This is a genomic window from Microbacterium sp. NPDC097977 (assembly GCF_040302605.1).
GTDB lineage: Bacteria > Actinomycetota > Actinomycetes > Actinomycetales > Microbacteriaceae > Microbacterium.
This window is the reverse complement of record NZ_JBEOUR010000116.1, coordinates 1-6,410: the sequence shown is the minus strand read 5'-3', so window position 1 is coordinate 6,410 and position 6,410 is coordinate 1. Positions and strand designations below refer to the sequence as shown.

Genomic DNA, 6,410 nt, shown 5'->3' with positions numbered 1-6,410 from the left:
GGGGGAGGGGAACACCCATTCGCTCTGCTCCGGCGTGGTGCGTCGCACCTCGCCGACCTCGAACACCTCCATGGAACGCCCATTCGCCTGCGCAGTCCAGGAAGAAACCAGGCAGAAAGGACACCGACGGTGATCCGACTCCTGTCGGAGGGCTGAGAGCTCCGCAGTTCCTAGATTCGTCTCACACGAACGACCGATCGGACGAACGACGCGCACCACGGATCGATGCGGACCTCACCCGCTCCCACAAGTGGCCCCCCCACGCACGAAGAGAGAGAAGAACGTACATGGAACGCGACGATCAGCGCACCTCGTCCACGGAGGTCCCCCGCCTGGGCGACCCGGATCTGCCGCAGGAGGGCGAACTGAACATCGTCGACCGTCCGCAGAGCAACAGGATGACCGGTCCGCAGAACGAGGTCATCGAATCGCAGTTCCCGAATCAGATGCACGCGCCGGCGACGGACATCAGCACGCAGCCGTTCTTCTGGTCGTCGTTCAACATCTCACCCCGCCGGGTGCAGCGCGGCGGGTGGGCGCGGGAGCTCACGAAGCAGGACTTCCACATCTCCGACGAGATCGCCGGCGTCAACATGTACCTCGAGCCCGGCGGCATCCGCGAGCTGCACTGGCACCAGACCGCCGAGTGGGCGGTCATGACCCGGGGCAAAGCACGGGTGACCACCCTCAGCCGGTCGGGCCTTCCCGCGGTCGAGGACGTGGAGGAGGGCGACCTGTGGTTCTTCCCCGCCGGCACCCCGCACTCCCTGCAGGGACTCGGGCCCGACGGCGCGGAATTCGTGCTGGCGTTCGATGACGGCGACCAGTCGGAGTCGAACACACTGCTGCTGACCGACTGGTTCGCGCACACCCCTCCTGAGGTTCTCGCGAAGAACTTCGGTGTCGCGCAGGAGGTGTTCTCCGACATCCCCCTGCACAACCTCTGGATCTTCCCCGGCGAGGAGCCGCCGGCGCTCGATGTCGACCAGGCCGCCGCGGGTGTCGAGTGGGGCATGGAGCCGGTCATCTTCCGCCTGTCGCGGTCGAAGCCTCTGTACGAGAACTCCGGTGGCAGCATCCAGATCGCCGACTCCACCAACTACGCCTACTCCAGCACCGTCGCCGCGGCGCTGGTGACCGTCGAGCCGGGATCGATGCGAGAGCTGCACTGGCATCCGAACGCCGACGAGTGGCAGTACTACCTGCGCGGATCCGCCCGCATGACCGTGTTCAACACCGGTCCACACGCGAACACGACCGACTTCCGTGCGGGCGACGTGGGTGTCGTGCGCAAGAACCTCGGGCACTACATCGAGAACACCGGTGACGATGTGCTGCAGTTCCTCGAGGTGTTCCGCACCGACAGGTACGAGGAGATCTCGCTCGCGAACTGGCTCGCGCACGTACCGCCGCAGCTCGTCGCCGCGCACCTGAACATCGATTCCGCGGTCCTGGCGACGTTCCCCCGCGGAGCCCAGGGCATCACACCCTTGCGCTGATCCCGGCGAGACGATCCGATCAGGCGAGCTGCTCTTCCCAGTCCGCGGGCACTCGCTCCGCGGGGCCGGGTGTGGTCTGCGACAGGGGGTGGCTGCGCGGCGGAGCGAGGAGGGGGCCGTCGAACGCGGTCGCGGTCCCGAAATCCCAGAACCAGTCCTCCCCGGGCTCGAAGCTCTGGATCACCCGATGTCCGCTCTCGTGGGCATGCTCAGTGGCGTGCTTGTGCAGGGAGTCGTCGCAGCATCCGACGTGGCCGCAGAGGGCGCACCGGCGCAGATGCAGCCACCACGAGTCGATCTTCTCGCAGTCCACGCACCCCGGTCCGGATGGCGGGACGTCGGCACGGATGAAGTCGCTGGGCTCGCTCATGAGCGGTCCTCCTGTCGTCGGCGGGGTGTCGAGGTCATGATGACGGGATTCCTCGGCGTACTCAAGAGTGCCCGCAGCCCCTCGTCCGTTCCTCCGACAGTCGTCGAAGCGCGGGCGGCGGTGCTCCTCTAGGTTCGAGACCGTGAGCACTCCTTCCCGGCGCGTCCCCATCGAGCCCCAGCGAGTCGACGCCCCACTGACCGCCAGTGCGACGTTCCTCGTGCTGACGGTCGGCGACGGGGCTGACGCGCCCGCCACCGTCCGGGACGTGATCAGCGGCATCGACGACATCGTGAAGAACGTCGGCTTCCGTGATCTCGACGCCATGCTGTCGTGCACCGTGGGCATCGGCTCGTCCCTGTGGCCCCGGCTGACGACCCGGAGGGCTCCTGCGGAGCTGCACCCGTTCCGCACGATCACTGGCAGCGCACACACCGCCCCGAGCACGCCGGGCGACCTCCTCTTCCACATCCGCGCGAACCGCCGGGATCTCGTGTTCGAGTTCGAGCGCCAGCTCCTCGACGTCCTCGGCGACGCCGTGACCGTCGTCGACGAGACCTCGGGCTTCCGCTATTTCGACGTCCGCGATCTGCTCGGTTTCGTCGACGGCACCGCCAACCCCATCGGGAACGCCGTGGCCGACTCCACTCTCGTCGGTGCGGAGGACGACGAACACGTCGGAGGCAGTTATGTCGTCGTCCAGAAGTACCTGCACGATCTCGGCGCGTGGCAGCAACTGACGACCGAGCAGCAGGAGGCCATCATCGGCCGCCGGAAGGCGGACAACATCGAGATGGACGACGCCCCCGTCGGGCAGAAGTCGCACAAGACTCTCGCCACCGTCGTCGTGGACGGCGTCGAGCACGACATCCTGCGCGACAACATGCCCTTCGGGAGCCCTGGAGCATCATCGTTCGGGACCTACTTCATCGGGTACACCCGATACCTGTGGGTCATCGAGCGGATGCTGGAGAACATGTTCATCGGCGACCCTCCCGGCTCGTACGACCGGCTTCTGGACTTCTCCACAGCGATGACCGGCAGCACGTTCTTCGCGCCGTCCGCCGACGTCCTCGCGGCTCTGGCCGACGCCGAGGGGGTCACCGGCCCGTAGCGGCCCACTCCAGCCGGCTGAGACCGCCGAGTGCGAGCGTGCGCCGATCGTCGACACACAGATACGTCAGCAGCGTGTGACCGCATCCGCGGCAGAGGAGGATCATCCCGTCGCGGTCGAGTTCGGCGACGGCATCCGCCAACTCGGCCTCCCGGTCGCACCGCCCGCAGGCGGCGCGGGCGCCGGTCATGTCTCTGCCGAACAGCTCGAGCAGCAGTCCGCCGGCGGCATTGCCGTCGACGCGCTCGCGATGGCCGGGGTGGGCAGCGTCCATCAGGCACCTCCGAATCGTTCGGTGCGGATGCGGTCGGGGGAGTGGCCCGCCGCGACGAGCAGATCCGCCACCGCCTCGACGAACCCGGTCGGTCCGCAGACGTACACGGTGGGATGATCCGACGGAGGGATCGTGGACGCGGCGATCGTCGCGGCATCGAGCCTGCCCGCAGGGCGGGGGAACCCGGGCGGCGCAGTGCGCGTGTAGGCCCAATCGACCGTGAGGGTATCCGAGGCGAGCCCGTTCAGCTCGGCGGCGTAGAACGCGTCGTCCGCAGAGCGCACCGAGTACAGCATCCGCATCGGACTCCGACTGGCCGCGCGTTCGTGCACTCTGGCCATCGCGATCAGCGGGACGATCCCCGAGCCGCCCGCGATCAGCTGCACGGGGTCGGTGCGTTCCGGGCCCCAGACGAAGTAGGCGCCGATGGGCCCACGGACCTCGAGCTCGTCTCCGGGGCGTACGTCCTGCACGAGATACGGGGAGACCTCTCCCTCCGGCACCTCGTCGACCGCCAGCTCGAGAACCGGTGAGCCGCCCGAGGATGCGAGCGAGTACGAGCGCACCGCCTGATAGCCGTCCTCCGCGGTGAGTCGGATGTCGACGTGCTGGCCGGCCGCGTTGCCCGGCCACCCGTCGACCTGCAGCTCGATCACCCGACCGTGCGGGGTGGCGGAGCGCACACCGGTGACTCTGCCGACCAGCCAGAGGGGAGCGGTGATCACCAGTACCGCTCCTCTTTCCACGGGTCGCCGTACATGTTGTAGCCGTTCTGCTCCCAGAATCCCGGTTCGTCCTGCTCCAGCAGGTCGAGTCCGTGCACCCACTTGGCGGACTTCCAGAAGTACAGATGCGGGACGAGCAGACGCGCCGGGCCGCCGTGCTCGGCGGCGAGCGGCTCGCCCTCGAACTCGACGGCGACCCAGGCCCGACCGCCGGTGAGATCGGCGCGCGGGACGTTGGTCGTGTAACCGCCGTAGGAGAAGACGCGGGTGTAGTCACCGTCACCGGCATCCGCGAGCAGGTGGTCGAGCGAGACTCCACGCCACCGCGTGCCCAGCTTCGACCAGCGGGTGACGCAATGGATGTCGGTGGTGATGTCGTCGAGGGGGAGGTCATGCAGCTGCTCCCACGACCACGTGCGACGGATGCCGTCGAGGCCGACGACGGCGAACTCCCAGGAGTCCGTCGACACGCGCGGGGTGGGTCCCGCCGAGAGCACCGGGAAGTCCGCGGTGAGGTACTGCCCGGGTGGCAGACGGTCGTCCGACTCGCGTCTGCGTGCGCCGAACCCTCGGGAGATCACGGCCATCATCGTCCTCCTTCACCCACGGAACCCGGCGCTCGCCGTGTGGCACCGAGTCTAGGACCGGCGGACGCTCCCGTGTATCGGCGGGTCCGGGCGCCGCCGCCTAGGATGGGCCGAATGGCGGGGTGGACGTGGCAGGCGTGGGTCGGGCTCATCGGCGGAGGGCTGATCTTCGCAGCCGTTCTGGTGCCGATCCTCGTGGTGCAGGTCCGGCGCTACGGTGCGCTGTCCTTCCCACGGCTGCTGGGTGCGGCGGCCGTGAGTGTCTACGCGGTCGCCCTCGTGGCGTACACACTGCTGCCCCTGCCGGAGCTGCGGGACAACTGCGGCGCGGGCGGCGGCGGCCTCGAGTTGGTCCCCGGCCACTCCGTCGGTGACATCCTTCGGGAGACCCAGGGACTCTCCCTCCTGGGTGTCCTGACCAGTCGCGCCACACTGCAGGTGCTGTTCAACGTCGCGCTCTTCGTCCCCTTCGGGCTGATCGCCCGGCGGTACTGGAACCGCGGTCCGTGGGTGTCCATCCTGCTGGGAGCCCTGGTCTCGCTCGGGATCGAGACCACGCAGCTCACGGGGGTGTGGGGGCTCTACGAGTGCGCCTATCGCGTCGCCGACGTCGATGACCTGATCGCGAACACGGCGGGAGCGGCGATCGGTGTGCTCCTCGCACCGCTGCTGCTGGCGTGGATGCCCAGCGCTCGCAGCCTGAGGGCCACCCGTGCGACCCCGCGACCGGTGACCGTCTGGCGCCGCTGGTTCGGCATGATCCTCGACGCCGTCGCGGTGAACATCGCGATCGCCCTGGTCTCCCTCGTCGTGGTGCTGCCGAAGCTGCTGCTCTCCGGCGGAGACGGACCGTCGGTGCCGGACGACGCCTTCGAGGCAGCGATCGTCGCGGTCGGCGCCGCCGTGCTGGTCCTGGTGATCCCCGCGGTCGTGTCCACGGGCGCCTCGATCGGTCAACGCCTGGTCTGGCTGACCCCGGAGTGGTCGGAAGGTCGACGTCCGCTCGCCCGCAGCCTCGCCCGAGCCGGCGTCGTCGGTCTGCCGTATGTCGCGGCGACCGCCCTCGACGGGCTGCCCGAGGCGGTGCCCTTCGCCCTGCAGACCGTCGTGGGCATCGTCGCCATCGTCAGTGCGCTCGTGGTCGCGATCGCGGTGATCTCGGTGCCGTTCACCCGCGGACATCGTGGTCTGTCGGCCGCGCTGACCGGTGCGGAACTGCGCGACTCGCGCAGCTGATCTCGAGGACCCCTCGATCCCGCTCCCCGAGCGGGATGTCAGGCGTGTGAATTTTTTCTTTGAATACGCGTTCTTCGTGCTATTTTCACTGATAAACCAGTTGATATAGCGACGGAGTCACATTGCTGAGCAAATCTGCACTTTCTGCCGACTCCAGCGCACCCCCGGCGCCCGCTCCGTCCGCGGAGAAGCTGGCCAGAGAGAACATGCCGCTCGCGACCTTCCTGGCCGTCGAGAAGGCACGATCGGCCACCCACGTCGACCTCGACGACCTGCTCTCCGCGGCACGCCTCGGGCTCGCCCGCGCGGCGATGACCTACGACTCATCGCGCGGCATCCCCTTCGGCGCGTTCGCGAGCAGTCAGATCAACTGGGCGATGCTCTCGGAGATGCGTCGGGCCGACCCCGCAGGCGAGCGCGGACGCGACAAGATCGAACGGGTGCGGGTGGCCGCAGACGTGGTCTTCGCGCGCACCGGTCGGACGGCGACCGTGGCCGAGCTCGCGAAGGAGTCCGGCCTCGGCGCCGACGCCGTCGCCGAGATGTTGCAGCTCGACGAGATGGTGCGCTCCGCCATCAGCTTCGACGAGCACTTCGATGTGGAG

General features: G+C 68.5%; 8 protein-coding genes. 4 read left to right on the top strand and 4 right to left on the bottom strand.

All coding sequences use genetic code 11. The features are described from left to right. Positions 1-287: 287 nt before the first annotated feature. On the top strand, positions 288-1,499 hold the full coding sequence (locus tag ABTZ43_RS16690) for a cupin domain-containing protein (RefSeq protein WP_350539583.1): 1,212 nt from the start codon (positions 288-290) through the stop codon (positions 1,497-1,499). A 19-nt stretch (positions 1,500-1,518) separates the two neighbouring features. Here the strand turns inward: ABTZ43_RS16690 and ABTZ43_RS16685 are convergent, their stop codons facing one another. Beyond that, positions 1,519-1,869: a UBP-type zinc finger domain-containing protein gene (locus ABTZ43_RS16685; RefSeq protein WP_149422911.1), complete on the bottom strand. Its 351-nt coding sequence runs from the start codon at positions 1,867-1,869 to the stop codon at positions 1,519-1,521. A gap of 142 nt (positions 1,870-2,011) precedes the next feature. Between ABTZ43_RS16685 and ABTZ43_RS16680 the strand changes: the two genes are divergently transcribed. Beyond that, complete coding sequence (locus ABTZ43_RS16680) at positions 2,012-2,983, top strand: Dyp-type peroxidase (RefSeq protein WP_350539582.1); 972 nt, start codon at positions 2,012-2,014, stop codon at positions 2,981-2,983. On the opposite strand, the gene ABTZ43_RS16675 is transcribed toward ABTZ43_RS16680, so the two are convergent. Genes ABTZ43_RS16675 through ABTZ43_RS16665 form a run of 3 tightly spaced genes read right to left on the bottom strand, consistent with a single transcriptional unit; the run spans position 2,970 to position 4,569 of the window. Next, positions 2,970-3,257: a DUF6510 family protein gene (locus ABTZ43_RS16675; RefSeq protein ID WP_350539581.1), complete on the bottom strand. Its 288-nt coding sequence runs from the start codon at positions 3,255-3,257 to the stop codon at positions 2,970-2,972. The genes ABTZ43_RS16680 and ABTZ43_RS16675 overlap by 14 nt on opposite strands. Further along, the gene (locus tag ABTZ43_RS16670) at positions 3,257-3,982 is read right to left on the bottom strand and encodes a ferredoxin reductase (RefSeq protein ID WP_350539580.1); all 726 of its coding nucleotides are present in this window, start codon (positions 3,980-3,982) and stop codon (positions 3,257-3,259) included. Before ABTZ43_RS16670 ends, ABTZ43_RS16675 begins: the two co-directional genes overlap by 1 nt. Next, a complete protein-coding gene (locus ABTZ43_RS16665; protein WP_350539579.1) occupies positions 3,979-4,569 on the bottom strand; it encodes a molybdopterin-dependent oxidoreductase in 591 nt (196 codons plus the stop codon). The genes ABTZ43_RS16670 and ABTZ43_RS16665 overlap by 4 nt, the downstream gene beginning before the upstream one ends. A 114-nt stretch (positions 4,570-4,683) precedes the next feature. On the opposite strand from ABTZ43_RS16665, the gene ABTZ43_RS16660 reads away from it, so the two are divergent. Together ABTZ43_RS16660 and ABTZ43_RS16655 are read left to right on the top strand one after the other, a co-directional pair. Further along, the gene (locus tag ABTZ43_RS16660) at positions 4,684-5,805 is read left to right on the top strand and encodes a VanZ family protein (RefSeq protein ID WP_350539578.1); all 1,122 of its coding nucleotides are present in this window, start codon (positions 4,684-4,686) and stop codon (positions 5,803-5,805) included. A 206-nt stretch (positions 5,806-6,011) separates the two neighbouring features. Beyond that, positions 6,012-6,410: sigma factor (locus tag ABTZ43_RS16655; RefSeq protein WP_350539577.1), on the top strand; the 399-nt coding region annotated here is incomplete at its 3' end.

What these genes read in the sequence shown, in the direction of transcription:
- ABTZ43_RS16690 (WP_350539583.1), top strand. Translation starts at nt 288, where the DNA reads ATGGAACGCGACGATCAGCGCACCTCGTCCACGGAGGTCCCCCGCCTG.
- ABTZ43_RS16685 (WP_149422911.1), bottom strand. Translation starts at nt 1,869, where the DNA reads ATGAGCGAGCCCAGCGACTTCATCCGTGCCGACGTCCCGCCATCCGGA.
- ABTZ43_RS16675 (WP_350539581.1), bottom strand. Translation starts at nt 3,257, where the DNA reads ATGGACGCTGCCCACCCCGGCCATCGCGAGCGCGTCGACGGCAATGCC.
- ABTZ43_RS16665 (WP_350539579.1), bottom strand. Translation starts at nt 4,569, where the DNA reads ATGGCCGTGATCTCCCGAGGGTTCGGCGCACGCAGACGCGAGTCGGAC.
- ABTZ43_RS16660 (WP_350539578.1), top strand. Translation starts at nt 4,684, where the DNA reads ATGGCGGGGTGGACGTGGCAGGCGTGGGTCGGGCTCATCGGCGGAGGG.